The sequence below is a fragment of the Affinirhizobium lemnae genome (assembly GCF_022968395.1).
GTDB lineage: Bacteria > Pseudomonadota > Alphaproteobacteria > Rhizobiales > Rhizobiaceae > Neorhizobium > Neorhizobium lemnae.
The window spans coordinates 1-25,851 of the sequence record NZ_JALJQZ010000050.1 but is presented as its reverse complement, the minus strand read 5'-3'; the positions used below and the strand labels follow the sequence as shown (position 1 = coordinate 25,851).

The 25,851-nt window shown below is 54.4% G+C and carries 25 protein-coding genes and 1 pseudogene; 2 read left to right on the top strand and 24 right to left on the bottom strand.

The annotated features are described in order from the left end of the window. The 12 genes and pseudogenes from MUU53_RS20030 to MUU53_RS19975 form a co-directional block, all read right to left on the bottom strand. A pseudogene (locus MUU53_RS20030) lies at positions 1–131 on the bottom strand (IS481 family transposase); the annotation flags it as partial. Positions 132–538: 407 nt separating this feature from the next. After that, the gene (locus MUU53_RS20025) at positions 539–1,348 is read right to left on the bottom strand and encodes an EscU/YscU/HrcU family type III secretion system export apparatus switch protein (protein WP_247262451.1); all 810 of its coding nucleotides are present in this window, start codon (positions 1,346–1,348) and stop codon (positions 539–541) included. Next, a complete protein-coding gene (locus MUU53_RS20020) occupies positions 1,335–2,102 on the bottom strand; it encodes an EscT/YscT/HrcT family type III secretion system export apparatus protein (RefSeq protein ID WP_247262450.1) in 768 nt (255 codons plus the stop codon). Before MUU53_RS20020 ends, MUU53_RS20025 begins: the two co-directional genes overlap by 14 nt. A gap of 39 nt (positions 2,103–2,141) precedes the next feature. Further along, positions 2,142–2,411, bottom strand: a complete 270-nt coding sequence (locus MUU53_RS20015) for a flagellar biosynthetic protein FliQ (RefSeq protein ID WP_247262449.1) — start codon at positions 2,409–2,411, stop codon at positions 2,142–2,144. Positions 2,412–2,504: 93 nt separating this feature from the next. Further along, positions 2,505–3,158, bottom strand: a complete 654-nt coding sequence (gene sctR, locus MUU53_RS20010; RefSeq protein ID WP_247262448.1) for a type III secretion system export apparatus subunit SctR — start codon at positions 3,156–3,158, stop codon at positions 2,505–2,507. After that, the gene (locus tag MUU53_RS20005; RefSeq protein ID WP_247262447.1) at positions 3,155–4,177 is read right to left on the bottom strand and encodes a FliM/FliN family flagellar motor switch protein; all 1,023 of its coding nucleotides are present in this window, start codon (positions 4,175–4,177) and stop codon (positions 3,155–3,157) included. Before MUU53_RS20005 ends, sctR begins: the two co-directional genes overlap by 4 nt. After that, complete coding sequence (locus tag MUU53_RS20000; protein WP_247262446.1) at positions 4,177–5,493, bottom strand: FliI/YscN family ATPase; 1,317 nt, start codon at positions 5,491–5,493, stop codon at positions 4,177–4,179. Before MUU53_RS20000 ends, MUU53_RS20005 begins: the two co-directional genes overlap by 1 nt. Next, positions 5,486–6,043: a type III secretion system stator protein SctL gene (sctL, locus tag MUU53_RS19995; protein ID WP_247262445.1), complete on the bottom strand. Its 558-nt coding sequence runs from the start codon at positions 6,041–6,043 to the stop codon at positions 5,486–5,488. Before sctL ends, MUU53_RS20000 begins: the two co-directional genes overlap by 8 nt. Further along, on the bottom strand, positions 6,040–6,717 hold the full coding sequence (locus tag MUU53_RS19990) for a hypothetical protein (RefSeq protein ID WP_247262444.1): 678 nt from the start codon (positions 6,715–6,717) through the stop codon (positions 6,040–6,042). Before MUU53_RS19990 ends, sctL begins: the two co-directional genes overlap by 4 nt. Beyond that, complete coding sequence (gene sctJ, locus MUU53_RS19985; RefSeq protein WP_247262443.1) at positions 6,650–7,411, bottom strand: type III secretion system inner membrane ring lipoprotein SctJ; 762 nt, start codon at positions 7,409–7,411, stop codon at positions 6,650–6,652. Before sctJ ends, MUU53_RS19990 begins: the two co-directional genes overlap by 68 nt. A gap of 1 nt (position 7,412) precedes the next feature. Continuing rightward, positions 7,413–7,916: a hypothetical protein gene (locus MUU53_RS19980; protein ID WP_247262442.1), complete on the bottom strand. Its 504-nt coding sequence runs from the start codon at positions 7,914–7,916 to the stop codon at positions 7,413–7,415. A 40-nt stretch (positions 7,917–7,956) separates the two neighbouring features. Continuing rightward, a complete protein-coding gene (locus tag MUU53_RS19975; RefSeq protein WP_247262441.1) occupies positions 7,957–8,169 on the bottom strand; it encodes a hypothetical protein in 213 nt (70 codons plus the stop codon). A gap of 308 nt (positions 8,170–8,477) precedes the next feature. Between MUU53_RS19975 and MUU53_RS19970 the strand changes: the two genes are divergently transcribed. After that, positions 8,478–9,452 carry an AraC family transcriptional regulator gene (locus MUU53_RS19970; RefSeq protein ID WP_247262440.1) on the top strand — a complete coding sequence of 325 codons (975 nt, stop codon included), beginning with the start codon at positions 8,478–8,480 and terminating at the stop codon, positions 9,450–9,452. Positions 9,453–9,458: 6 nt separating this feature from the next. On the opposite strand, the gene MUU53_RS19965 is transcribed toward MUU53_RS19970, so the two are convergent. From MUU53_RS19965 to MUU53_RS19910, 12 genes are all read right to left on the bottom strand, one after another. Beyond that, entirely contained in the window at positions 9,459–10,538 is a 1,080-nt protein-coding gene (locus MUU53_RS19965; protein WP_247262439.1) for an ROK family transcriptional regulator, read from the bottom strand. A gap of 150 nt (positions 10,539–10,688) precedes the next feature. Next, on the bottom strand, positions 10,689–11,543 hold the full coding sequence (locus tag MUU53_RS19960; RefSeq protein WP_247262438.1) for a dipeptide ABC transporter ATP-binding protein: 855 nt from the start codon (positions 11,541–11,543) through the stop codon (positions 10,689–10,691). Then, on the bottom strand, positions 11,540–12,391 hold the full coding sequence (locus MUU53_RS19955) for an ABC transporter ATP-binding protein (RefSeq protein WP_247262437.1): 852 nt from the start codon (positions 12,389–12,391) through the stop codon (positions 11,540–11,542). The genes MUU53_RS19960 and MUU53_RS19955 overlap by 4 nt, the downstream gene beginning before the upstream one ends. Positions 12,392–12,393: 2 nt before the next feature. Next, positions 12,394–13,302 carry an ABC transporter permease subunit gene (locus MUU53_RS19950; RefSeq protein ID WP_247262436.1) on the bottom strand — a complete coding sequence of 303 codons (909 nt, stop codon included), beginning with the start codon at positions 13,300–13,302 and terminating at the stop codon, positions 12,394–12,396. 15 nt (positions 13,303–13,317) lie between these two features. Beyond that, on the bottom strand, positions 13,318–14,322 hold the full coding sequence (locus tag MUU53_RS19945; protein WP_247262435.1) for an ABC transporter permease subunit: 1,005 nt from the start codon (positions 14,320–14,322) through the stop codon (positions 13,318–13,320). A 156-nt stretch (positions 14,323–14,478) separates the two neighbouring features. Next, positions 14,479–16,074: an ABC transporter substrate-binding protein gene (locus MUU53_RS19940; protein ID WP_247262434.1), complete on the bottom strand. Its 1,596-nt coding sequence runs from the start codon at positions 16,072–16,074 to the stop codon at positions 14,479–14,481. A gap of 431 nt (positions 16,075–16,505) precedes the next feature. Further along, positions 16,506–18,443, bottom strand: a complete 1,938-nt coding sequence (locus MUU53_RS19935) for a beta-galactosidase (protein WP_247262433.1) — start codon at positions 18,441–18,443, stop codon at positions 16,506–16,508. After that, positions 18,443–19,537 (bottom strand): ABC transporter ATP-binding protein, encoded by a 1,095-nt coding sequence (locus MUU53_RS19930; protein ID WP_247262432.1) that lies wholly within the window; start codon positions 19,535–19,537, stop codon positions 18,443–18,445. The genes MUU53_RS19935 and MUU53_RS19930 overlap by 1 nt, the downstream gene beginning before the upstream one ends. Further along, positions 19,530–21,635, bottom strand: a complete 2,106-nt coding sequence (locus MUU53_RS19925) for an alpha-galactosidase (protein ID WP_247262431.1) — start codon at positions 21,633–21,635, stop codon at positions 19,530–19,532. Before MUU53_RS19925 ends, MUU53_RS19930 begins: the two co-directional genes overlap by 8 nt. Next, the gene (locus MUU53_RS19920; protein WP_247262430.1) at positions 21,632–22,483 is read right to left on the bottom strand and encodes a carbohydrate ABC transporter permease; all 852 of its coding nucleotides are present in this window, start codon (positions 22,481–22,483) and stop codon (positions 21,632–21,634) included. Before MUU53_RS19920 ends, MUU53_RS19925 begins: the two co-directional genes overlap by 4 nt. Further along, positions 22,483–23,391, bottom strand: coding sequence for a carbohydrate ABC transporter permease (locus MUU53_RS19915; RefSeq protein WP_062556471.1), 909 nt, complete (start codon positions 23,389–23,391; stop codon positions 22,483–22,485). Before MUU53_RS19915 ends, MUU53_RS19920 begins: the two co-directional genes overlap by 1 nt. 86 nt (positions 23,392–23,477) lie before the next feature. Beyond that, a complete protein-coding gene (locus tag MUU53_RS19910) occupies positions 23,478–24,710 on the bottom strand; it encodes an ABC transporter substrate-binding protein (protein ID WP_247262429.1) in 1,233 nt (410 codons plus the stop codon). A gap of 155 nt (positions 24,711–24,865) precedes the next feature. Between MUU53_RS19910 and MUU53_RS19905 the strand changes: the two genes are divergently transcribed. Beyond that, entirely contained in the window at positions 24,866–25,777 is a 912-nt protein-coding gene (locus MUU53_RS19905) for a helix-turn-helix domain-containing protein (RefSeq protein WP_247262428.1), read from the top strand. Positions 25,778–25,851 lie beyond the last annotated feature (74 nt).

Sequence of the window (25,851 nt, the reverse complement as noted above, 5' to 3'; positions counted from 1 at the left end):
CGCGACACGATCTTGACGGAGACAGCATAGACGCTGGCAGCTTGCGTCTTCGTGAGGCTGCCAGCAAGAACGGCGATAGCCATTTCTGCTCGACGCAACGGCGTCAGTCGGGCATTCTTATGGATGTTCATTCGGAGCAATCCCGGAATACTGAGGTGTGGTAACTCCAGTCTCCTAGATCCGCTCCGAATGGACAACTTCCTGAAAGCTCACAGCTAGCGAAGCGGCAATGGCGATCGGCAGGCTTGTCCGTGTGCGCGTTTGCCAAAGGCAAACGGCGCGGCGGCGTTTCCGATTGGCGGACGCCCGACGGCGAACCGGTCTTGCCCGATGCGAGAGCATCGGACTTCACCCGTTTCACCTCCGGATCGCACGCGCCAATCGAGAAACAGAATTGACCCGGAGTTTGCCGAAAATGCTGTAGAAGCCAACGCAAAAAAATCTCATAATTCAGTACGCTTGCCCCTTGTCTCGCAATTCAATCGTAAGAGAAGTTTTGTCGCTCCAGTTCAACCCCGAAAAGGTTTTCCGCTGCGTATCACTCCGTGTTGGGTGACGCCTTTCCCGGAGGGCCGGATCTGATTTCGGCACCAATGCGGTGGCGAGCTGATCGAACTTCCGGACTGCCGTACATTTCCTTCTGCTCACGCTTCGCCTCGGACTTTGTCATTCGATGCTCATGGCGGAATAGCGCCCGCGATATCCTGATATCAAAACCTGCAGTGACAACCAGGATTATCGCAATAATAACCATGAGCGTACTTGTGAGACTTGCAGAAAGACCGAGAGCGCATTCAGCAACGCCGCACAATGGCGCCCAAAATAGAGCATTCATGAAATAGAGAAGCGTGGCCGCCCCTGTCACCAACATGACGATGCACTTGATGAGGCCTTTGAGGAATTCGGACAGGCTAGAGAGTGAGAAAATGTTCTTCAGGCCCTGCGCGGGGTTCAGTTTGCCGAGATCAAAAGCCATGTTTTTCATCGACATGACCAGCCCTTCGCCATCGATTATCGCAGACACCACGGCTGCAGCCAGTCCCAACATCATTGGGGCCATGATCAGATTTGAAACCTGATCAGCAGCAGCATAGAGCGTCATTGCCAACCTGTCTTTCGGAACGATGATCGTGTGCTCGGGCAAAATTGTAAGTGGGATATCAAAGAAGCTGCTTACACTCTGATAGATCCAGCTATGCGCTAAAATCAGGAAGCCGCTAATCACGATCACAGATGCCGCAGCTGGCACGTCCTTCGAATGAGCAACCTGCCCCTCCCGCTTCAGCCTGTTCAGCTTGATTTGGCTGGGCGGTAACTGTTTTTCTTCGGTATCGTCATTTTTCGACAATTTCCACCTGCATTATCTTGATGATCTGGCCGAAACCCTTTGTCCAGGTATCCTCAACATAGTGCCCGATGAAAACTGTATAGACTGTAAAGACAGCAAGTACTGCTACATTCTTAAAGACTGGAAGTGCATCATTGAGGGGAAGCTGCTTAGCGGCGCGGCCGATGTATGAGAATGACAATTCGACTGCGAATGCCACAATGATGTAGGGAGACGCAAGGACCGCGCCGATCTTGAACAGGGTTACGAAGATTTCCACAACGGCCTTCAGTGGCTCAATCTCTATCTTCGGAGACGATTCCATTACCGGCCAAAAGACAAAGGATCGGTAGAAAATCGATATCATATCATAGAGACCGCCCGCACTGACAAAGAGCATCAAGGAGAGAGCCAGAAGAACGGATCCAAGGGTCGTTGTTTCCAGAGCATTCACCTGATCGAAAATATTTGCCTGGTTGGCACCCCGGTAGACATCTGTCATATCGCCCGCAGCTTGGGCCGCCCAAAAGGGGACGCCGAGGCCCGCGCCTAGCAGGACACCAAAACAGAACTCCTTTGCGGAGAGCAAGGCAATATCGGCGTAACTGATGGATTCAAGCTGTAACTGCGCATAGGTTACGAGGATCACTGGTGCGGAGAGCCCGAGTGCTGCGCCAAATCGAACGATCCCAGAAATATTAAAAAGTGTGAATATTGGGAAGATAGTAAAAATTCCCAACGCTCGCGATCCGCTCAGCAGCAGGGCGGTCGCCAAAAGAACGCTTTCGTCGGGCTCCAGAATCGTATCCTTGCGTTAGCGAACCATATCCGGAAAATCATTCAGGATATGTTCGGCATGTTGAACCAGCGGAGAAACAAGCGCGCCTCCGCTTGCGACCAGACCGGCTGAAAGAACGATAATCTTGACGATCTGCGAAATTGTCTGCTCCTGGATTTGTGTCGCGGCCTGAAAGATAGCGATCAGGATCCCGATAACGGCCGCCGCGATAAGCAATGGACCCACAAATATGAAGGTCGCCATGGATGCAGCATTGATTTCGCCGATGACGATGTTCGGATCCATGACTAGAACTCCCCCAGCAAACGTCGATTGGGGACGATATCCGAATAGGCGCAGCCATAGCTGCTTCGATGGCTTTTTGGAATTAGGTACCGTTCAGTTGGCATAAGTCAGCACCAATCCTTCCAGCAAACGCCGCCATCCATCAATTGACACGAACAGTAACAGCTTGACTGGCGTAGAAACTACAGTCGGCGACATCATCGACATCCCAAGTGCGACAAGGATGGCCGAAATGGCAAAATCGATCATTAGGAAAGGAAGGTAGATCAGAAAGCCGATCTCGAATGCACGAGTGAGTTCCGTAACCAGGAAGCTTGGCGCCAGGATTGTCAAATCATCTTCGTTGAAGGTCACACCCGGCGCATCGTTCCAGATGCGGCGCGCTGCTTCTATGAAAAAATTACGGACTTCTGGATCCGCATACTTTTTCATAAATTGCACGAGGGGTTCGCTGACGTAGTTAAAGCCAGAAAAAAAAGTTGCTGACGATGTGAATAGGGCATTATGAATAAGATACTGTTCCCAAGTTGCCTGTAGCACAGGGTTCATGATGAAGGCGGTAAGAACAATCGCAACAACAAATATAAGAAGATTTGGCGGTGTTTGCTGAATACCGATAGCGTTTCGAACGATTAGTAACACGACTGAAATTTTCGTGAAGGAACTTGCAACGACTGCAAGGACCGGCAGCATTGAAACCGCCGTGAGGGCTGCGAGGCTCTGGTAGAGCAGTATATCCTGGTTCATGGCTCAGCCAGTGCAGTGATCTGTACGGCCGTAAGCCCCTCGACGGTAATCAACTTCCCGCGACCGATAAGAACACCTTGAGCAACAATTTCGATGCTCCTCTCCTCCAGTCGCTCCAAATGGAAGATATAGCCCGGCTCAAGGTTCTCAAGTTCGGAAATAGGCAGGCTCAGACGGCCCGCATTAAAGGCAACCTTGATGGGAATATCTCCAATCTGGCCGGGGGCGCCTTCCTCCGATGCCAGGTTATCTTCCGCAAAAGTTTCCATCATTTGCCTCACTGATCGCTGCGTCCTAGAAGTGAGGGGCGCAGTCAACTCGAACCCGTTTTGCCGTTCAATGACGGGCACCGTAATTTTCTCGCCTATGACCGCCATCCAGTCGTGAGTTCCGCCAACCGACAGAACAATACCGTCGCCCAGGCGCAGCGATCGGATCTGGCGTGCCGTGAGAACAGCTACGCCGCGGCGAAGGGCAACCTCCAAGTATAGAGATTTCGGCTTTTCCCTTGGAAGTGACAGGGACCATTGCCAGATCCGCTCGAGGATCAATCCGCTGAAGCACCCTGCAACTTCGAACTTGATGTCATCCATCTCCATCTCAAAGTATGCGTTTGCTTCAGAAGGTGGCTGCTTCTGGACTTTGCACAGCCTAATAGTTTGCCGCATTCGCAACACAGCTTCGAAATACCGAACCAGATCCTCGAAAATAAACTCTAGAATGAGAGGACGCGCGCCAGAGGGCACCTCGTCCCATTCAAGAGTGGGCTCGCGCCGAGCGATGAGCAGATCCAGTGCCCCTGCATCCACATAAAGTTGGATTACATCGTCCCCGCCAACGATTTCTAACAAGTAGCGGTTCAGTGCAACATCGTCGTGACCAGATCTCGCAATGGGGCGAACTGAAAAGGTTGAAACGCCAGTAATCAGCGTGTATGCTTTCTTTTGGCCCAGCGCTTGCTGTAGCTGACCGGCACCCAAATCGTAGGAAAGCAGCGATAGCGCCTGCGGATGCCGCATTACACCAACTCCTGAAGCGCTTTTATCGTTTCATTAAAGCTGCGGTGCTGGCCCTCTCCGTCGTAAAGCAACGCGTTAATGGCATCTCGCTTCTGGACGGCTTCATCAACTTCAGGGTCGTTACCAGCTTTGTATTCACCGACACGGATCAACAGTTCGACGTCGATGTAAGTTGACATCAAAGACCGCACCTTATTTGCAGCGTTGACGTGGTCCTTGCTAACGACGGCGCCCATAGTACGACTTTTGCTTTGCAGCACATCGATTGCCGGATATCGACCGCTTCTCGCGATCCGCTCTGACAGGATGATATGGCCGTCCAGAAGCGAGCGCGTTTCCTCAGCGATTGGGTCGTCAGTGTCGTTCCCTTCGACAAGGACCGTGTAGAATGATGTAATTGAACCCGTCGCGGCATTACCCGTCCGCTCGAAAATTTGAGGCAGTGCGGCGAAGACCGATGGAGGAAAACCACGACGAACAGGCGGCTCGCCTGCGGCAAGGCCAACCTCACGTAGAGCTCTAGCGACACGGGTCATGCTATCGATAACGAGTAGAACCCGCTTGCCTCGGTCGCGGAAGTATTCGGCGATGGATGTGGCTGTTAGGACAGCCTTATAGCGCTCCAAGGCAGGCCGATCCGACGTAGCCGCCACAAGCACCATGCGAGATGGCCTGTCATCAGGAAGATTGTGTTCGACGAACTCTGCCACCTCGCGACCACGTTCGCCAATAAGCGCACAGACGGCAACATCCCATGCGCCTGTCTCAAGAATCCTCGATATCAATGTCGACTTACCTGCGCCGGGGGGACCAAATATTCCAACGCGTTGGCCTTCCCCACATGTGAGCATGGCATCTATTGCAGTTACGCCAGTCTCGAACGGCCTTGATATGGACCGACGCGACAGGGGATCTACCGGCGCACCATTCAATGGCTGCAATCGTGAAGACTGGTCTGGCTGCTGCTGAAAGGGCTTGCGGATTATCCGGCCGTGCGCATCAATGATCGCGCCGATCATGAAGTCGCCGACAGCCACACTCGGAGGTCGCCCTGTAGGGATCACCTCCGTCCTAAGCGACAAGCCAACTGTATCTCCGTGCAGAGACAGCAGCACATTGTCGCTCTCTATACCGACCACCTCAGCAAGGCCTATCAACCCTGCGCCGGGTTCGCGCAGTTCGCACAACTCGCCCATCCGAACCAGCGGCATCTCTGCCCGGACCATTAGCCCAGAGATACTGCGGATACGCCCGGCTATACGGCGCGTTTCCGTCCGTTCCAAGGCCTGTTCGAGCCTTGAAATAACATCAGCCACGTCGGATAGCCTCCAGCAAGTTCGCCAGTTGATCCGCCAAGCCGATCTGCTGTCGGGTTCCATCAACCTCCAGGAGCAGTTCATTGCGCCCTACATAGGCATCCGCAACAACCGTCAGCCGAGAATCATGGTTTCGTAACGCTCCAACGACGAAATCGAACTCATCGGGGGCGACACGCAGCTTTATGCTAGCAGCAGCAGCCGTTTGTTGAATGGCAGCATTCACAACGCGCCTGACACGTTCGTTGTCAGGCATTTCGCCCAAAATCTTTTCGAGGCCCTGAATCACAATTTTTACAATTCGATCCTCGAAATCGGAAAGCTCGCGTTCCGCTCGAGCCATCGTTTCCTTCAAGCGGATCTCCATATCACGCAAAGCCTGGGCTCGACCATGCGCGTAACCACGCTCCTGCGCTTCCCGCATTGCGGAGGAGATCACATATTCCAGCTCAGCTTTACGCCTAGAAGCCGCCTCCAAAAGATCTGAAGCGCTTTGCACAAGCCCCATGTCCTCGGATCTGATGATGGTCGACATTGGCATCGCAGTCATACGTCTGCCTCGCGATCGAGAAGATCGAGCATCGCCTGATTGACGAGCGCGATTGCCTGAGAGCCCGGCATTGATGCAATGCCGCTGTTCTCCGTCGCACCCGGTCTGATCCGCCAACGGGGATCGATGCGATTATGGCGAGCCCAAAGTTCTATCATGACCCAACCATCCGCCTCCATATGCACGAAACAATCCTCGAGGTTGCTATAATTGCGAATCGGAACATCGCTAGTAATGTTGGCATAAGTCAGAATTTTTTTCATGCTCGATTTATGAAAATTCTTGTCAAACATATCTATATCTGTTCGAGTAAGATGCGTTCCGAGACTGGGTAGGCTAAGAGAAACTCCCAATATTTTAGCTGTTTCTTTAATTTCATTTTCCGAGGTTAAGAGGAATGCTTCAATCAGCCGGTTCGCAGGGGGAATTGCTCCAAACTCATCGACCACCGTTCTATATAACCGGTTAGTCAGTCTCTGAGTTCTCACAAGTCTCTGCAGCATATCTGGCGGAATGGACGATAAAAGCGGGTGATTGGACAAAGCCGCATTCGTCAGTATCTCCTGTCGACGCCTTCCCGCGGCAATCTCGCCAGGCAAAGCCATCTCAATGGGCCTGCCGTTGTTGCGGTAGAACCAGAATTGCAGCGGCAACAGCGGCAAGGGCAGCAGCAAGTGCGATCAGCAAAACACGACCGGGCGATGATGGCGAAGAATTGCTGCCGTTAGCAGTGGTGTTTTCTGGAGCGGCGGACTGCACTGCAGGGCGAAAACTCTCTCGATTGACAGGAACGACGGGACTAGAGACGACCGAAACATCTTCATAAGAGAGGCCGCGAATACTGTTTACAACCAAGGAACGTGTCTTGCTCTCTATTGTCACCAGATCGGCCTCGTCGCGGTATCTTATAAGAACGGACGCACGTGATTGCTCGCGAATGAGACCCCTACCATTCTCCTCGGGAAGCACGACATGAACACGAGCCTCAGCCACACCCTCTATTTCTGAAAGCGTCTGCGATAACTGCTGCTCAAGGGCGTAACCCATCCTTGCCTTCTGTTCGAAAGGCGTCACTACAAAACCTGTCGCCGGGAATATTTGCGCAACGGAGGCGTGTTCATTACGAGGCAGACCGTGGTCTGCCAAAATTGCAAGAATGCGTGCCGAGTCTGATGATGAACTCGTCAAGCTATAGCGCCCGTCCTCTCCTTTGAGAGTACTGACCTGAAGCCCGGCACGATCGAGAACGAGCTGCGCATCCAGCATGTCTTTCTGGCTCAACCCGCCAATCACTTCCTTTGTGCAAGCTGTCAACAGCAACAACGAAAGAAAGAACGAACTACGAAGAAACAAACTGCGGATAGTCATTTTACTGTCCTTGAGTAAGACGCTTGAACGAAGCGAGCGCTGTCTGCACCAAAGCGCCAGCGACGCCCAGGCTCGCAGAATGACGCTGCGCAAGCTCGAACTCGTCTATGGCAGCATCGATAAGCCCATTCTCCTCGGAACGCTCCACTTCGTCCTCGACCCGGACATCGACAAGCAGCGGCCCGCCGCGGCGGCTCTGCGCGCCCATCAACTCCGGCGGCAATTGAGCAAAGAAGGGTGCGAACGTTGATGTACCGGGCCTGGAACCTTCAGAACCGACGTAGGTTGAGGGTGCAGCATCCTTGGCCCCGTAAGGCGAAATACGACGCCTTGCGTACCTATCCAGCGGAGCAGCAGAAGCGGTAAACTGCGCAGGCCCCCCGGGCGCAGCTCCACTGAAACGCGCAAGCAATTCGGCCTTCAGCGCCTCAAGCTTCGCATGTCCGCCGCCATTAGCGCCAGATACGATATCAGCAAGCTTGGCTACATCTTCGGTGGTATTCATGGCTCATTACTCCAAACAAAAAAGCCACATTACTTTTTTATTACTCTCCTTTACCTTCTTCGATCGCTTCATTGAGAGGATCAAAGATTTTTTTCTGCAGATCTTCGTTCTCCAGCAGCCCGTTTATCAGCATCGATGTGAATGCCTTGCCGTCCGGGCTAATTTTGCCTGTTCCAGCGGTAGAATCAGTGTTTGCTGCATCGGTCGAGCTTGGCCAGCCAGCGCTGGCGGTTGAATTACCTGAAATCTCCATAGCCGAACCTCCGTGCTTGTTTTTGATGCTCAGAGGATACTTTCTGGTGATTCATTGTCAAATATTTATTGTTAACATATAGTTAAGTTAACCATACATAAACTACATTACATATTACTGATATTTTTTGTTAATCGTCTTTTTTGCTGAAAAGGATAAACGGCGCGATTTTCAGCCAGAAAGCGCAGTATTGCTAAAAATGTAGCGAAATTCATCACGATACATAACATGCGTATCGATGATGATTGCGGCACAGAAGGATCCCATCGCTGGTCGTTTCGCTCGGATCCTCAGATGAGGAAGTCGTAATGCTGCACATTCATTCAGATGGATTTACTGCTGGCGTAAGAATATCAGCTGGTGATGATCCAATACTACTGGAAAAGGCGATACAGCTGACAGGTGGACTCGTATCCGTCCGCCCCAAGAGCCAAATATTTCGGTTCGATCATCGACAGGCGCAGATAGGTACCACCTCTGTTACGGCCATCAATATTCACGGCGGTTGTACGCTTTCCCGGCAGGATGCGGCCGATCGTCTGCTGGTATTTCTGCCGATACATGGCGCTGCTAAGATCCAAGTAGGAACACAGTATCTTGACGCAACGCCCGAGGTCATAGTTCTCGCCCCGACGCGACAGGTGTCCACACTTGAGTTTCCTGACGTACGCGCTCATTTGATGCTCGAGATACCACAGGCCGATTTGCGCAGCAAACTAGGGAAACTGGTCGGACGGACAATTCATGAGAGTCTTCAGTTCCAGTTGACCCTGAAAATAGATACAATTCCCGGACGACTGCTGAACTTGATTGGGAGAGCATTGGCCGAAGGTTTGAACCAGGACATGAATTCCAAAGCGTCTACACTTCGAATCCTCTCAGATGCAGTCGTGAATTGCCTAGTGGAACTCGTCTGGCACAACTACACTGCTTCGGTTGATAACGCTACCAATCTCATTACGCCAAAATATATCGAAAATGCCATTGCTTTCATGCAGGCGAATTTAACTAAACCTCTGACTATCGACGCCATTGCCGCTGCAGTGGGCGTCAGCCCTCGGTCGCTACAGCAGGGATTCAAGCAGTTTCGTGAGACAACTCCCATGTCCTACCTGAAAGAGTTGAGACTGCAGGCTGCGCACAGAGAACTCGAATGGGCGCCACCTGGCGTTTCAGTCAGCGATATTGGGCGCAGATGGGGTTTCGCGCATTTGGGAAGATTTGCAGCAGAGTATAGGGAAAGGTTCGGTCGTGCTCCATCCGGGACGCTCAAGGGCCTGTGATAAGCGCTAACGAAAGAAGAGGTTCTTCAAGGGCAGAAGGGCTGAACCAGTCGCTGCCGCATCCCCTGCAACTTCACTTAGCAAAAGAGAAGGCAAAGAGCGAGGAGGGATCAATCCTGTCGGTAGAAGCTTCCTTGAGACTTCCTGAATGAGATGGGCGCCGAGACTTCTGGGTATCCTCCCGCCGAGAACGACGGCATCAGGATCGAAAATACCAGCAAGTGCCCTGAAGAGGCACAGGTAGACATCGCTCACGTCATCTATCCATTGGAGGATACCCGGCAAACCCACATCGAACTGGTGAAGCAGATCTTCTACATCGGCAACATCAACGCCGTTACTTTGCACAGAGGCGAGCAGCCCCGGAAGCGAGACCCGGTCCAGCTCCTCCAGACTGGAGAAAAGGTAGCGATAATTTCCGGCATTGTCGTGAGATCCCCGGAACAAGACTCCGTTCGTTACCAGTGCGCCGGAAAGTTTTTTATCGAGGCAAATGAATGCGAAATTCCCGAGACGCTTGCCTACCCCAGAAAGGCTTTCTCCAATGGCGGAAGCGGCAGCGAGGTTTTCCGAGAAAACAGGTATACTCCACGCATCGCCAAGCACCTGCGGCAAACGAATTAGATCAAACCGTGCCTCGCTCGGATCGTACTCGACATCTGTGGCCGCTCCAATTCCGCAGAGTTGCTGACGTCGTAAACCAAGCTCACCCAAGACACTCTCAATTACCTGACCGAACACCCTCCAGGAGCGACCATCGGTTAAGCGGGAAACGCTGACGTGTTTTTGGAGTACGGAGATACCGCTGAAGTTCGCCACGCTGATGCGCATACTGTCGTTATCGATGGCAATGCCCAAAGTGTAGCGCGCTGTGTTATTCAACTGCAGGCTTGGGCTGGGCTTGCCGCGTCCATTGGGCTTCCCGCGTTCGGTTACGACTAGGCCATCAGCAATCAGTCCCTCAAGTATCCGATGGACGGATTGTTGGGTCAGATCAGTCAGATCGGTAACATCCGCTCTGGTAATCGGTTGATGACACCGCAGAACATCCAGCAGCATCCGCTGGTTACTCGTATATTTTTGCATGCCTGTCGCTCTGCTGATTCAACTACATCAGTCAGCTGAAATATGATCCTAGAATCACAGCTAATTAAGTATTCAATAACATAACTGACGAAAAATATCTGTCATCCAGATGACAAAAGGGCGTCGGCTGTTTGCGACGCCCACGCTGCGTTATCCGTGTTTCGCCTTGCGAGCAACGCGCTGACGAATAGATTCAATATCCGCTCGCGGGGTCGCCGCAAACAAGGTTCTGGTGTATTCATGACTTGGGTTCGAGAAAACCTCGTCTCGCCCGCCATATTCCACTGCTTCCCCGTAGTACATAACCATAACTTCATCTGCAATATACTTCACGACGGATAAATCATGACTAATGAATACGTAGGTTAGCTCGAATTCGTCCTGCAAATCCGTTAGAAGATTAAGAACCTGAGCCTGTATCGAAAGATCCAGCGCAGAAACGGGCTCGTCAAGAACAAGCAGTTTGGGATTGAGCATGAGAGCCCGAGCAATGGCAATACGCTGGCGTTGGCCGCCTGAAAACATATGCGGATAGCGATTGTAGTGCTCTGGCCCAAGCCCAACCTTGATGAGCATTTCCGTTGATCGATCACGCCGTTCTGCTGCCGACATCTTCGTGTTGATAGCTAAGGGCTCACCGAGCACATCGCCAATCTTCTGGCGTGGGTTCAAAGAGCCATAGGGGTTCTGGAAAACGATCTGCACCTTCCGGCGCATCTCAGCCGTCAGATGTCCAGGTCTCGTATCAACAAGCTTCCCATCGATCAAAAGCTCACCCGCGGTCGGCTGGTCAATGAAGGTCAGAATACGAGCGAGGGTCGATTTTCCACAACCACTTTCACCGACGATGGCCAGTGTCTTGCCCTTGTCCAGCTTGAATGACACACCTTTTACAGCGTGGACGATTTTCTCTGGCTTGAAGAGACCTTGAGGGACACGATAGTCCTGCTTGATATTGCGGATCTCAAGCATCGGGCTGGCCTGTTTCAACTCTGAAATCGTCATCGAACATCTCCCGCAAGTTCAGCCGTGGAAACGAAGTCGGAAACAGTGCTGAGCCGATCGCCGGTGGCATTCTCCGGCAGGGCGGCAAGAAGCGCACGAGTATAGGCGTTCTTCGGTGCCTCGAACAGAGAGAGCACATCGGCCTCCTCCATCTTCCGCCCCTTATACTGCACGATAACCCGATCAGCTGTTTCTGCGACGACGCCCATATCGTGGGTGATCATGATCAGGCCCATGCCATGCTCAGTTTGCAGATTCATAAGGAGGTCGAGAATCTGCTTCTGGATTGTGACGTCCAGTGCTGTAGTGGGTTCATCTGCGATTAAGAGCTTTGGATTACACGCAATTGCCATTGCAATCATCACGCGCTGACACTGACCACCGGACATCTGATGAGGAAAGTGATTAAGCCGTTCCACGGGATTCGGCAGACCAACCTGCTCGAAAAGCTCGATTGCACGCTGGCGCCGCTGCGCCTTGCCCATACTCATATGGATCCGCAACACTTCCTCGATCTGGAAGCCAACGGTGAAGCACGGGTTCAGGCTTGCGATTGGCTCCTGGAAGATCATTGCCATATCTTTGCCGATCAGCTTTCGCCGTTCTGCATCGGGCAAGTTGCTGATGTCCCTGCCCTGGAACTCGATTTTGTCAGCTGTGATTTTAGCTGTCCAAGGCAGCAGACCCATGACTGCAAGCATGGAAACAGATTTTCCAGACCCGCTTTCCCCAACGATCGCGAGGACTTCGCCTTCGTCGACCGAGAGCGAAACACCATCAACGGCCTTGAACCAGCCACTGGCTGTCTCGAACTGAACGGTCAGGTTCTGAATATCAAGGAGCGCCATGATCAGGACCTCTTCATCTTGGGATCGAGCGCATCGCGCAGACCGTCACCCATGAGATTGATTGCAAGAACAGTAATCAGGATCGCAAGGCCCGGGAAGGTAACCACCCACCACGCACGCAGGATGAACTCGCGTGCTTCTGCCAGCATCGTGCCCCATTCGGGCGCCGGGGGCTGGGCTCCCATCCCCAGGAAACCGAGTGCAGCGGCATCCAGAATAGCGTTCGAGAAGGATAACGTTGCCTGTACGATCAGGGGTGCCGTGCAGTTTGGCAGTATGGTCCTGAACATCAACCGGAACGGACCCGCTCCGGAAATCCGGGCAGCGGTTACATAGTCACGTGTCTTTTCGGCCATGACGGCCGCGCGCGTAAGGCGCACGAAATGCGGCTGCAACGTCAATGCAATCGCGATCATGCCGTTGGTCAAACTCGGTCCGAGAATTGCGACCAGCACGAGGGCCAGCAGCAACGATGGAAATGCCAGGATGATATCCATCAGGCGCATGATGACCGTATCGACCCAACCACGGTAGTAGCCCGCAATCAGGCCGACCAGAATGCCGCCTGTCAGCGAAAGCGTCGTGACGAACAGGCCAATGAACAGCGAATATTGCGCGCCGTAGATCAGGCGAGACAGAATGTCTCTCCCGACTGCATCAGTACCGAGGAGATAGGTCGCGCGCCCACCTTGAAGCCACGCGGGAGGGACGAGGACAGCGTCACGATACTGCTCGAAGGGCGAATGCGGAGCGATCAGAGGCGCAAACACAGCTACGATGACCAGTGCAATGAACACAACGAGGCCGATGACCGCGCCGCGGTTTTCGGAAAAATAGAACCAGAATTCGCTGAGCATCTGGCGGCGCAAAGCCGCGCTGCTCACTGTTTCTGTCTTGGTCGCTTCTGCCATGGGATTTTCTCCTTCTTAGTGGCGGATACGCGGGTTGACGAGCCCGTAGAGCAGATCAACGATGAGATTGACGATCATGATGATAGCGGCGATCAGAAGCAGCCCGCCCTGGATGACCGGATAATCGCGACGGAAAACACTATCCACCATCCACTTGCCGATACCCGGCCAGGAGAAGATCGTTTCCGTGAGAATGGCGCCGGCCAGCATCACACCGATCTGCAAACCGATTGTTGTGATGACGGGAATCATTGCGTTGCGCAGGGCATGCAGGCCAACAACGCGGAAAGGCGAAAGCCCCTTGGCGCGCGCAGTGCGAATATAATCCTCGGACAGCACTTCCAGCATTGCCGAGCGCGTCTGACGCGCAATAACGGCGAGCGGAATGGTCGCCAGAACGATGGACGGCAGAATGAGATGGCTGACCGCCGACGAAAATGCGCCCTTCTGAGCGGACAGCAGGGAGTCGATCAGCATGAAGCCTGTCACCGGCTTGAAATAGAACATCAGTGATATGCGGCCCGAAACCGGGGTCCACTGAAGAATTCCGGAAAAGAGAATGATCAGCAGCAGGCCCCACCAGAAGATCGGCATCGAATATCCGACAAGAGCGATGCCCATCATGGATTGGTCGACAGCAGATCCGCGCTTGATGGCCGCAATGACACCAGCCGGGATGCCCAGGGCGACGGCAATGATGATCGCGCAAAGTGACAGTTCCACGGTTGCCGGAAAGAGCGCGAGGAACTGCTTCAGAATAGGCGTTTTGGATACGATAGAGGTGCCGAAGTCGCCCGTGACCACACCTCCGAGATAATCAAGGTATTGAACGACCATTGGCCGGTCCAGACCGAGTTGCGCACTGATCTGCGCATGGCGCTCGGGGGACATGACGCGTTCACCCGACAGCAGGGCAACCGGATCACCCGGCAGCAGACGAATGAACGCAAAGGCGATGATTGATACCCCGATAAATGTCGGGATCAAGACGGCAAGCCGCCTCAAAAGAAAGCCAAACATGGATGAAACCCGCTAATTTTTCTTGGGTCTGGCGGTTCCACGGAGTCGGCCGTCGGAAGTGCCAGCCTTCATCTGACGATAATCTGATCGTCCAGGCTGAGGAAAGGCCGCGGAATGCCCTCATCCCGCGGCCAAGTTTAGGATTACCCTAGAGACTTACTCGGTGATGTCGACATTTTCAAATGTGAAATCGCCAAGCGGGCTCTGAACGAAGCCGGTAACATTCTTGCGCATTGGCACGATGGACAAAGAATGGTCGAGCGTCGCCCAGGGCGCTTCGCGCTTGAAGACGACCTGCGCCTCTTCATAGAGCTTCGTACGCTCTGCCTGGTCGGAGGTAACCTTTGCCTTCTTCACGAGTGCATCGAACTCCTTGTTGCACCACTGAGCACGGTTGTTGCCGCCCACAGCATCGCATCCGAGAAGCGTGTCAAGGAAGTTGTCCGGATCGCCATTATCACCGGTCCAGCCCAGCATCGCCGCGCCGTCACGATCCTTGGCCTTCGAACGCTGCAGGTATTCAGCCCACTCGTAGGACACGATCTCGACCTTCACGCCGATCTTTGCAAAATCGTCCTGGATGATTTCGGCAGCGCGACGAGCGTTGAGCATGTACGGGCGCGAAACCGGCATTGCCCAGACCTTCATCGAAAGGTTCTTGACGCCTGCATCCGCCAACATCTTCTTGGCTGCTTCCAGATCGTAGCTGTCGTCCTGAACCTTGTCGTTGTAGGACCACATTGTCGGCGGGATCGGGTTCTTGGCAGGCGTTGCCATGCCCTGGAAGACAGCTTCGACGATCGCCTTCTTGTTGATCGCCTTGTTCAGCGCCTTGCGAACTTCAGGCTTGTCGAACGGCGCCTGTGTCGTGTTATAAGCGAGGTAGGCGATGTTGAGACCTTCCTGCTCCATAACCTTGAGGTTGCTGTTGGACTTCATCGACGTTACGTCGGCAGCATTCGGATAAGGCATCAGGTGGCATTCGCCGGCCTTGAGCTTCTGATAACGAACAGCGGCGTCCGTGGTGATCGCGAAGACCAGATCGTCGATCTTCGGTGCGCCACCCCAGTAGTCGGCGTTCTTCTGGAAGCGGATGACGGCATCCTGCTGATAACCGATGAAGGTGAACGGACCCGTGCCCACCGGCATCTGATTCAGTTGCTCCTTCTTGCCAGCCTTGTCCAGGCTATCGGCATATTCCTTGGACATGATAGAAGCGAACGGCATCGCAAGGTTGGCAAGGAACGGTGCTTCCGGACGGTTAAGCACCATCTTCACGGTCAGGTCATTGACCTTCTCGATCGACTTGATCAGTTCCGGGAAACCCATGCCGGCGGCATACTCCCAGGAAGCGCCCGCGATATACTGGTTCCACGGATTACTCTTGTTTATCTGACGGTCGATGGAAAACACCACGTCGTCCGCGTTCAGCGTACGGGTGGGCTTGAAGAACTCGGTGGTCTGAAACTTGACGCCGGGACGAAGCTTGAATGTATATTCCTTGCCGTCTTCGGAAACCTTCCAGCTCTCCGCGAGCGCGGCAACCGGCTTTGTCGTGCCCGGCTCGAACTCGAGCAGGCGGCTGTAAACCGGATGAGCAGAGGCATCGAAGGTGGTGCCAGCCGTATAAAGGCCAGGATCAAACCCTTCCGGAGAACCTTCAGAGCAGAAAACAAAGGTCTTCGCGCTCGCAGTGGTTGAAAGGAATGAGGCTGCGAGAAGAGCAGCGGCGAAACCAAGTTTATATTTCATTTTCATCTCCCATAGGCATAAGCGAGTGATCACCCCGTTGCCGTAGTTTCAAGATCTTTTTGAGCGAGAGCCTCATTCACCTTGTTTTTTGCGCCTTTTGCAAAACTGTGCATTACAATTTCCTACGAAACTGATTGTGTCCAGTAGTCAAATCTGCGCTGCCCGATTGTTATGGCGTCAACCTCTCATATCCATTAGTCGACTCTTGTAAAGAGCCTGAATTGCCAAGTTTGACTTTCACCCGAGGAATTTGTGAGCACCTTTCCACATTGAAAACATATACGTCTCTTTATGAAATAATATTGCGCGATTGCCGCATCGCAGCAAAATCATTACGCAACCAAGCTGAGATACGAAACTCTTTTCCACACTTCTTCCGTGAACGTAAAAAGCCGGTAGAAGCCGACTTCGGAGTCTCAGAATCGATCTGGTCAGCGTGTAAATCTGAAGACAGATAGCTCTTGCGGGGCCAAGATAGGCTCACCAAGCACCAGTTCGCAGCACGCTGGTACTGACCATGGGCTATCGCCATAGTTGAACGCGAAAGTCAGGTCGCCGCGTGTTCTGATGCGGATATGATCTGGTACTTCAACAATGGGAATGTCGGCATTGGTGGCCACATGCCGCATGGTTGCAGCAAGAAGATTTTTGTCTGGCCAGCAGGCAAGGTAATAGACATTGTCTTTCTTTGTCAGTGCCGGATCGCCGTGAGCAAATGTTGAGAGAACTTCTACGTCAGTCTGCAGATGTTCTCGCCAGCGAATACCACTACCTGCCACAATCCCTGAAACTGGATCGGAGAGGCCGGGGCGAAGTGTTGACACCTGAATGACCCGATTGCCGGTCATCTCGGAAAGCGAGCCGGGTGGCAGATTTTCCGGGATCCGGAAATTGCGATCGCGCGAGCCGGTTCGGGCACCAATCAGGATTGTTCCACTTGCGGCCTTGAGCGCAGCATGGGCGGCCTCGTCGACCTCCGTCATGCACGGTACAAGAACGAGGCCGTACCCCTCGAGAGAAGCACCGGGACGAACGAAGTCGATATCGAGACCGAGACGGCGGGCGGCTTCATACCACCGGAAGCAAAGTTCCTCAAAGCGGAAGTCTTTGGCCTGCGGCTGAATGACCGTTGTCCAGTAGCTCTGATAATCAAAGACCAGTGCAACGCGTGCCTTCCGGGTATCAGGCAGCGTTCCGAGGCTGGCGAGTTCCTGCGCTACGCGCTGAGCTTCAATTCCCCCGGGAGACAACTCGTCCAAACCAGCGAGATTGAGGCCGGCATGCATCTGCTCTTGCGCAAAGGTCGCCTGACGCCAGCGGAAATAGCTGACGACTTCGGCACCATGGGCAATGGCTTCCCATGTCCACAGCCGTACCATGCCCGGCTTGGGAACAGGGTTCCATGGAGCCCAGTTCACTGGCCCCGGTTGCTGCTCCATCACCCAGAACCGGCCGTTTCCGACCGCCCTGTAAAGGTCGTGATGGAATGGCGCGATATCGGGATGGGATGTTTCCGCCCAGCGATTTCGTTCTGCTTCCGAAAAAGGAAATTTCTCGACGAAACCGATTGGGTAGCTGTCCCAGGAAGCGAGATCCAGATTATCGCCGACCTTGAAGTGGTCGAAATCCAGGATAAAGCCCATGAAGTTATGCGTGATCCAGCGACCGGGCGAATGCTTGCGGATGATGTCGCACTGCATTTTGTCGTAGGCTGCGACCTGATCGGAATGAAAGCGCCAGAAATCCAGCCGCGCGGCAGGATTCGGTTCGGTCACCGTAAGGTTCGGAAGCGCTACGTCATCGAAGCTCGTCAGTTCCATTGACCAGAATACGGAACCCCAGGCTTCGTTCAACTGATCCGGCGTTTGATGGCGCATGCGCAACCAACGCTTGAACGCCTTCAGATCCTCCGGCCCCCAGGAAATGATTGTATCGTGGCAGCCATATTCATTGTCTGTCTGCCAACCAACAAGACCCTGGTGATTGCCGTACCGTTCGGCGACAATCTCGACAATGCGCTTGCTCTCCTTCCACCAGTTTTCGGAGGAAAAGGTATAATGTCGACGTGAACCGAAGCCACGCGGCTTTCCGTCCTTATCATAGGGAATGATATCAGGGCATTCATCCACCAGCCATTTCGGCGGCGTCGCAGTCGGTGTGCCGAGCACGATCTTCAGTCCGGCACGCGCCAGAATATCCATCGCGCGATCAAGCCATTCGAACGCGAACTGGCCGCGCGCAGGCTCCAGTCGGGACCAGGCAAATTCACCGATACGAACAAAACGGATTCCCAGCTCGACCATGCGCCGGGCGTCGGTTTCCCAACGTGCTTCATCCCAATGTTCAGGGTAATAACAAACGCCCAGCATTATCGTGTGAGATCTCCGTTGATGACCGCATTTCCCTCCGCGTCGAAGAGATGGCAGGCCTTTGCATTGATGCCGAGTTGCAGCGTATCGCCCGGCTTCGCCGAAGCGAGACCATCTGCCTTAACGGCAATTTCGGTGCCGTCGGCGAGCGCCACAAAGAACAGGGTTTCGGAACCGAGATATTCCGCAAGCTTTACAGTCCCGGCAATCGTCGCATCCCCCTGCCCGCCAGCATTGATGTGCTCGGGGCGAAGGCCAAGTGTCATTTGACCGGGACGAACCGCTGCGTTTGCGACATTGATTGCCACCGTCCCACCCGGCAGCCGAACGCTTGCCTGACCGTTCTCGACAGCCTCAATTGAAACTTTCAGAAAGTTCATCTTCGGAGAACCGATGAAACCTGCCACAAAGAGATTGTTCGGGCGATGGTAGAGCTCCAGCGGCGAACCGACCTGCTCTATCCGGCCCGCCGAGAGAACCACGATATTGTCAGCCATGGTCATGGCCTCGACCTGATCGTGGGTGACGTAGATCATCGTGGCCTTCAGATCCTGATGCAGCTTGGAGAGTTCAGAGCGCATCTGCACGCGCAGGGCCGCGTCGAGGTTGGAAAGCGGCTCGTCGAACAGGAAGACTTCCGGATTACGAACGATAGCGCGCCCTATCGCAACACGTTGACGCTGGCCACCGGAGAGTTGGCCCGGCTTTCGCAGGAGTAATGGCTCAAGCTGAAGCATCTTGGCCGCCATTGCCGTGCGTTCAGCGATCAAAGCCTTGTCATGCCCGGTCATCTTGAGGCCGAAGCCGATGTTTTCCGCCACCGTCATATGAGGATACAGCGCGTAGGACTGGAAGACCATTGCAACGCCACGTTCGGAAGGTCCGACACTGGTCATATCCTTGCCACCGATGGAAAGTGCGCCGGAGGTAATTTCCTCAAGGCCAGCAATCATTCGCAGCAGGGTGGATTTGCCACAACCGGATGGACCGACGAACACGCAGAACTCGCCGTCCTTCACATCGAGGTCGACACCCTTGATGACGCTGAGCGCCCCAAACTGCTTTTTCACGCCGCGAAGGTTTACGTCAGCCATGGGTCTTGCCTCCCTCTTGTCGTTCTAGTTCAAGCATCAATGCACTTTCGGGTCGCAACATCGGTAGCGGCAATCCGCCCAGGACCGCGTTTCGGAGATCGAATGAGATCTCACCTGCCATCAACCGCCGTTGCCCATCCGACATCCGGATGAAATCGGGTTCGGCCGGAAGATGCTTTCTGATCCGCCATTTGCCACCAACGCTCCCAAGCTTTTCCGGCAGTCTCAGCGGTGCTGGCTGTTCGCCTACCATCTGTGGCCCCTGCGCAATGAACAACACGATCTTGCGCGCATTCGAGGCGCCCCAAACGTAGCGGCCATCCTGCGGTTCAAGCTGGAAGTTTGCGCCTGGTGCATGCAGCAGATCCCGAAGGCGTTTGTATTCCGAGATGTAGACGCTCAACTCGAACTTCTCTTCTTCAGAGAGTTCAAGCGGATTAAGCTCGACACCCAGATGGTAGGCCATCGCCACCAAGGCCCGGAAGGACAGGCTGTGACGCCGCCCCGTCTGGTGATTGGGTGACGCCGAGATATGACTGCCGAGAATTTCGGGAGGAATGAACAGAGACGCACCGCGCTGGATCTCCAACCGCTCCAACGCATCAGTGCAGTCGGAGGTCCAAACGCGATGCGTCCGCGCCAGAACGCCGTAATCGATGCGCCCGCCCCCCGACGCGCAGCTTTCGATTTCGACGTCTGGATGCGCCTGCCGGATCCGGTCCATCAAGGCGTAGACCGCGCGGGTCTGCGCGGAGATCGCTGCCCTGCCATCACGACCGCCAGCATGGGTAAGATCACGGTTCATGTCCCATTTGATGTAGGAGACGGCGTGATTGGAGAGCACCGCATCAATCTTCTCGAAGAGATATTCCGTGACCTCATGACGCGTCAGATCGAGGACGAGCTGATTGCGCGACAGCAGATGCGGCCTGCCTTCCACCTGCAGCGCCCAATCCGGATGTGCCTCGAACAGACGAGAGACCGGATTGACCATTTCAGGCTCGAACCAGATGCCAAATTGCATCCCGAGACCCGTTACATGATCGACCAGTGGCTTGAGGCCTTCAGGATATTTGCGCGGATCGATATCCCAGTCGCCAAGGCTCGTGGTGTCGTCGTCGCGTTTGCCAAACCAGCCATCATCAAGAACGAAGCGCTCGATCCCGATCTGCGCGGCGGCAGTGGCCTGGTCCTTAAGCGATTGAAGGTGATGATCAAAATAGTTGCCTTCCCAAGTGTTCAGGGTCACCGGACGCGGCTGCATCTTTCCTTCCGGCCAGTTGAGCAGTTCCCACCGCACGAACGCATGGAAGGCCTCCGGATCCGGGCCTGCATAGGCCCATGGACTGTGATAGCTCTCACCCGGTTTCAGGATCACCTCCCCGGCTTCGAATAATTCACCGAGATGGACCAGTCGCTGGCCATCATCCGTTCTGTCGATCACGATCTGGTGGCCGCCGCTCCATCCCAGTGCCACGCCGAACCGCTGGCCGTTGCCCTCCAGGTAAAGCATCGGAAAGCGATCATGTGACGTACGCCCGCGGCGACTTTCCTGCGACCAGATACCTGTGCCCAGAGGCTCGCGACGGATCTGGAACTCTCGCCCCCACATGCCGGTGAACGTGGCGACATCGACATCGGGCCACGCGACAGGAAATGTGCCGGCCATGCACCTATTAAGCTGGTAGGCGTCGTTGCCCAGATTTGTAAGAGTGGTACTTATGGCAATGATGCCAGATGGATAGGCCGACAAGCTGATGGTGAGTGCGAGCTTCGCAACGTCATCACGCCCGGTTAATATCGTCGTCTGGCCAGTCTCGTCGACCACCCAATTCCCAAACTGCGCAATGAAATCGCGGCCTTGCCTGTGGCCGGATATTGCGGGCCAGCCGAAATACCCCATTCCGCCCGTTGGCAGCAGGACGCTGGAGGGAACCGCGACATCCATGCCGTTGATCCGGCTGGAGCGATCGATTTCGAACAGAGCATCAGGCTGCAGCCGACCAACTCCGAAGCTCAGAATTTCCGGCATGCCGAGAGCAGGCAGACGCAAGCTCAGACCGAACTCGGGAGAGCCAATGTTTACAGTGGTGTTCATCCCTTGGTGGCTCCGAGCGTCAGGCCTGCAATGAAGTGTTTTTGCATGAGGAAGAACATGGCGACCGGCGGAAGGGCCGCAACAATCGAACCGGCCGACACCAGATGCCAAGCGGCAACCCATTGGCCGTTCAGCGAATAAAGGCCGGCCGTGACCGGCATGGCGTGCTGGCCTTGAACCAACACCGTCGCCCAGAAATAGTCGTTCCAGACGAAGGTGAACACAAGAACGGATAGAGCGGCGATAGCAGGACGCATCAGTGGCAGGACGATGTAGCGAAAGATCCGCCACTCCGACACACCCTCGACACGGGCGGATTCAATCAGCGCGAATGGCAACCCCTTGATGAAGTTTCTCATGAACAGCGTGCAGAACCCGGTCTGAAAGGCAACGTGAAAGAGAACGAGACCGAGCGTTGTATCGTAAAGCCCAGCCTTAAGCGTCATGTCTCGGACCGGCACCATCAGGATCTGGAACGGGATGAAGTTGCCCGCCACGAACATGAAGAAAAGCAGCAGGTTGGCGCGGAACTTGTAAACCGCAAGCGCAAAACCCGTGAGGCATGACAAAGCTACAGCGCCGATAACGGTGGGGATCGTAACCTTGAAGGAATTCAGGATGTAGAGACCTATGGGCGAGTCCCTGAACACTGCCGTGTAATTCTCGACGCCGCCGAAGCCGGACGGAATGCCGAAATAGTTGCCGGCAGCAAGATCACTCGCAGGGCGCACCGAGGTTATTGCGACGCCTATCAGCGGCAACAGCCAGAGAACCAGCGCCAGAGGAAGCACCACCTTGTAGGCGGTCTGAGCGAACGGAGACGCTTTCTGAATGGGAGTAGGAAACATCAGCTATTCCTTTCCTGCATCAGCATGCGCACGATGAAGAGCGTGATGAAGATCATCATGATCAGGAAGAGAACGACGGCAATCGCAGCCCCATAGCCCATCCGGAACCCATATTCCGACAGCGCCTGCTCATACATGAAATAGGAGAGGACTTGGCTCGACCCGTAAGGCCCGCCGGAGGTCATGATGGAGACCAGGTCGAAGGAGCGTAGCGATCCGATGACCGTCACGACCATGGCGATGAAGGTTGCAGGTGCGAGCTGGGGCAGGACCACGTACCACAGCAGCTTAATGCCCTTGGCGCCATCCATGCGCGCTGCTTCCACCTGTTCGGGATTGATGTTGTTGAGACCCGTCAAATACAGGATCATGCAATAGGCGGTCTGCGGCCAAAGTCCCGCGACAATGATCCCATAAGTCACGAAGCGCTCGTCCGCCAGAATGGCGATCTGCTGTCCGGTCAGATTTTCGATCAGCTTCGAGAACAGCCCGAAATCCGGCGCGTAGAACCAGGTGAAGATCAGACCAACGACAACCTGACTGATCACGAAGGGAAAGAAAAACAGTGACTTGTAGAGCCGAATACCGGTAACGGTCTGGTTCAGGAACAGAGCGACGGCGAGACCGGCTGGAATAGAGAGCAGATAGAGCACAAGCCACAGAACGTTGTTCTTCAGCGAGGTGTAGAAGGAATCGTCGCCCATCAACTCGACATAGTTGCCAAGGCCAATCCAGACCTTATCGCCGAGACCATCCCAGTCATGAAAACTGATCCAGATCGACTCAATGATCGGAAAGAGCACATAGATAACGAACATCGCCATGCCTGGCGCCAGAAACAGCCAGGGCGCAAGCCTTTGCTGGTTCTTCTTCCAGTAGCCGGTTGATGACGGAACAGCCTCGCTCATAGTCGCGCCTCTGTTGATGACGTTGCGATAGTTCGGGCAGCCGCGTTCGATGCACGGTCGCGACTGCCCACGCCGGGAGGAGGACTTTACTTGTGTACGCGCTGGCGGATCTTCTCGAGGCGCTCCAGAATAGCGTCAGCCTTGTCCGGCTTGACCATGAATTCCTGGAAACCTTCCATGCCGGCCTTTGCCATTTCGGCGTTCGCATCACGGTCGTAGAACTGCGCGAGTGCATAGGCACCCGAAAGCATTTCAAAGCCTTGCTTCAGGAACACATCCTGCGGCTTTTCGGCCTTGTTGTTGACCGGAAGCTGGCCGAGCGTCGCGTTCATCTTGCTCTGCGCAGCTGGCGATGCGACATAGGCGAGGAATTTCTTCGCATCTTCCTTGTTCTTGGCCTTGGCCGGAATGTGGAAGGTGTCGGTTGGAGCCTCTTCGGCCATCGGCAGGTTCGGCGTGATCTGCGGGAACTGCAGGAAGCCGATCTGCTCCTCCTTCAGACCGCCGCTCTTCATCGTCGCGACAGCAAAGTTACCCATCAGGTACATGGCGGCCTTGCCCTGAACCATCTGCGGTACGGCATCCTGCCAGTCGATGGCAGCATGGTTGGCAACGAAATAGCCCGGCTTCACCAGTTCTGCCCACTTGGCGAACACGGCCTTTACGCGCGGGTCCGTATACGGAACCTTGCCAGAAGTGAGGTCCATGTGGAACTCGTAGCCGTTGACGCGCAGGTTCAGGTAATCGAACCAGCCACCGGTTGGCCACAAGGCCTTTGTGCCAATCGTGAAAGGCGTGATGCCCGCGGCCTTCAGCTTTTCGCAAGCGGCCAGAAGCTCGGCCCATGTCCTGGGCGGCGTAATGCCCTGCTTCTCGAAAATGTCCTTACGATAGTAGATGCCCCACTGATAGTAGGTGTAGGGAACACCCCACTTCTTGCCATCGATCGTCATCGAAGATGACGCGGACTTCAACTGATCATTCAATCCATTTGCGGTCCAGACGTCTGAAACATCGGCAAACAGGCCAGCCTTTACGAAAGGCTCCATGCGGTTGCCAGCATACCATGCCGCCACATCCGGCGCATCGGCAGTCAGAAAATTGCGGATTGCCGCCTTATAGCCTTCGTGGTCGAAGTTGTTCCACTTCACCTTGATGTCCGGGTGCGCCTTCTGGAAATCGGCAATCAGTTCCTCCATCGCCTTCTTCGGCGCCGGATCGGAATGGTCCGAGTTGATCACGATTTCACCCGCGAATGCCGTGGATGAGAATAAGGCAGCAGACAAGGCAAGGGCCTTCAGGCCGTTGAAAAAGGTCATGTTTTCCTCCCGATGACCGTCATTCAGTCGCTATTGCCCGACACCCTGCCGCCAATTCGATGAACGCGGATCCGGGTTTCAAGCATGACAATATCATTTGCTTTAAAACCGTAATGATCTACCGTCATTCTATCGATCTTTTCCGGAATCCTAAGATGGAACGTTTGGCAAAAATCAATAATGACGAATCCGTCCCGGTTCATCCTGACCATGACCCACGACATCCGCTCGTCATATTTGGAGATCATCGGTTCTGTGCGGGAGAATGCCTCGATGTGCAGCGCATGGCCGGGCCGCACATGCATAGCCAGATTGAACTCAATTTCGTCCTTCGTGGACGAATGAGCTACTGGTTCGATGGGCGCGAACTGACGATTGATGAAAACCGCCTTTGCCTCTTCTGGGGAATGATCCCGCATCAAGTCACGGACCGGGAGGAAGGCACGCAGTTCGTCTGTCTCTATGTGCCGATGTCGGTGCTCTTGGGTTTTCCCAACCTCAGCCGGTTCCGCAATGCCGTCTTCCGCGGCGCTGTCATCGAGGCGATGGAGATGCGCCCCTGGGAAAGCGAGGTCTTCAAGCGCTGGCGGGATGAGTTGCTATCCGGTGATGCCGAACTGATAGAGATCGTTCGCTCGGAACTGACAGCTCGGGTCATGCGCATCGAGCGCGAAGGATGGCGTGATCTGAGGGAGCAAGGTGATGCGATCGCAAGCTTGGGCAAAAGAGATGCGGACTGGGTCATTCATGTCGAGAAAATGCTGAGATTCATTGGAGAAGGCGCCTTGAGCGAAATCTCCGCCGAAGATGTGGGGCGGGCTGCGGGCCTGCATCCCAATTATGCCATGACACTGTTCCGCAAGGCAGTCGGCATGACCATCAATCAGGCCATCATTCGGCACAGACTGGACACGGCACAATCGCTTTTGATCGCAACAGACCTGCCGATAACGGAGGTTGCCTACGAATCCGGCTTTGGTTCGCTCTCCACCTTCTATGAGGCATTCCAGCGTCGGTTCAAGGAAAAGCCTGTTCTTTATCGCAAACGTCTTCGCCCTTCCGGCTAGAGTCTGTCAGCGCTACTCGGAATCGCGGCGGGGTTCCATTGATTTGGTTTTTGTGATTCAAGATCATTGCTGGA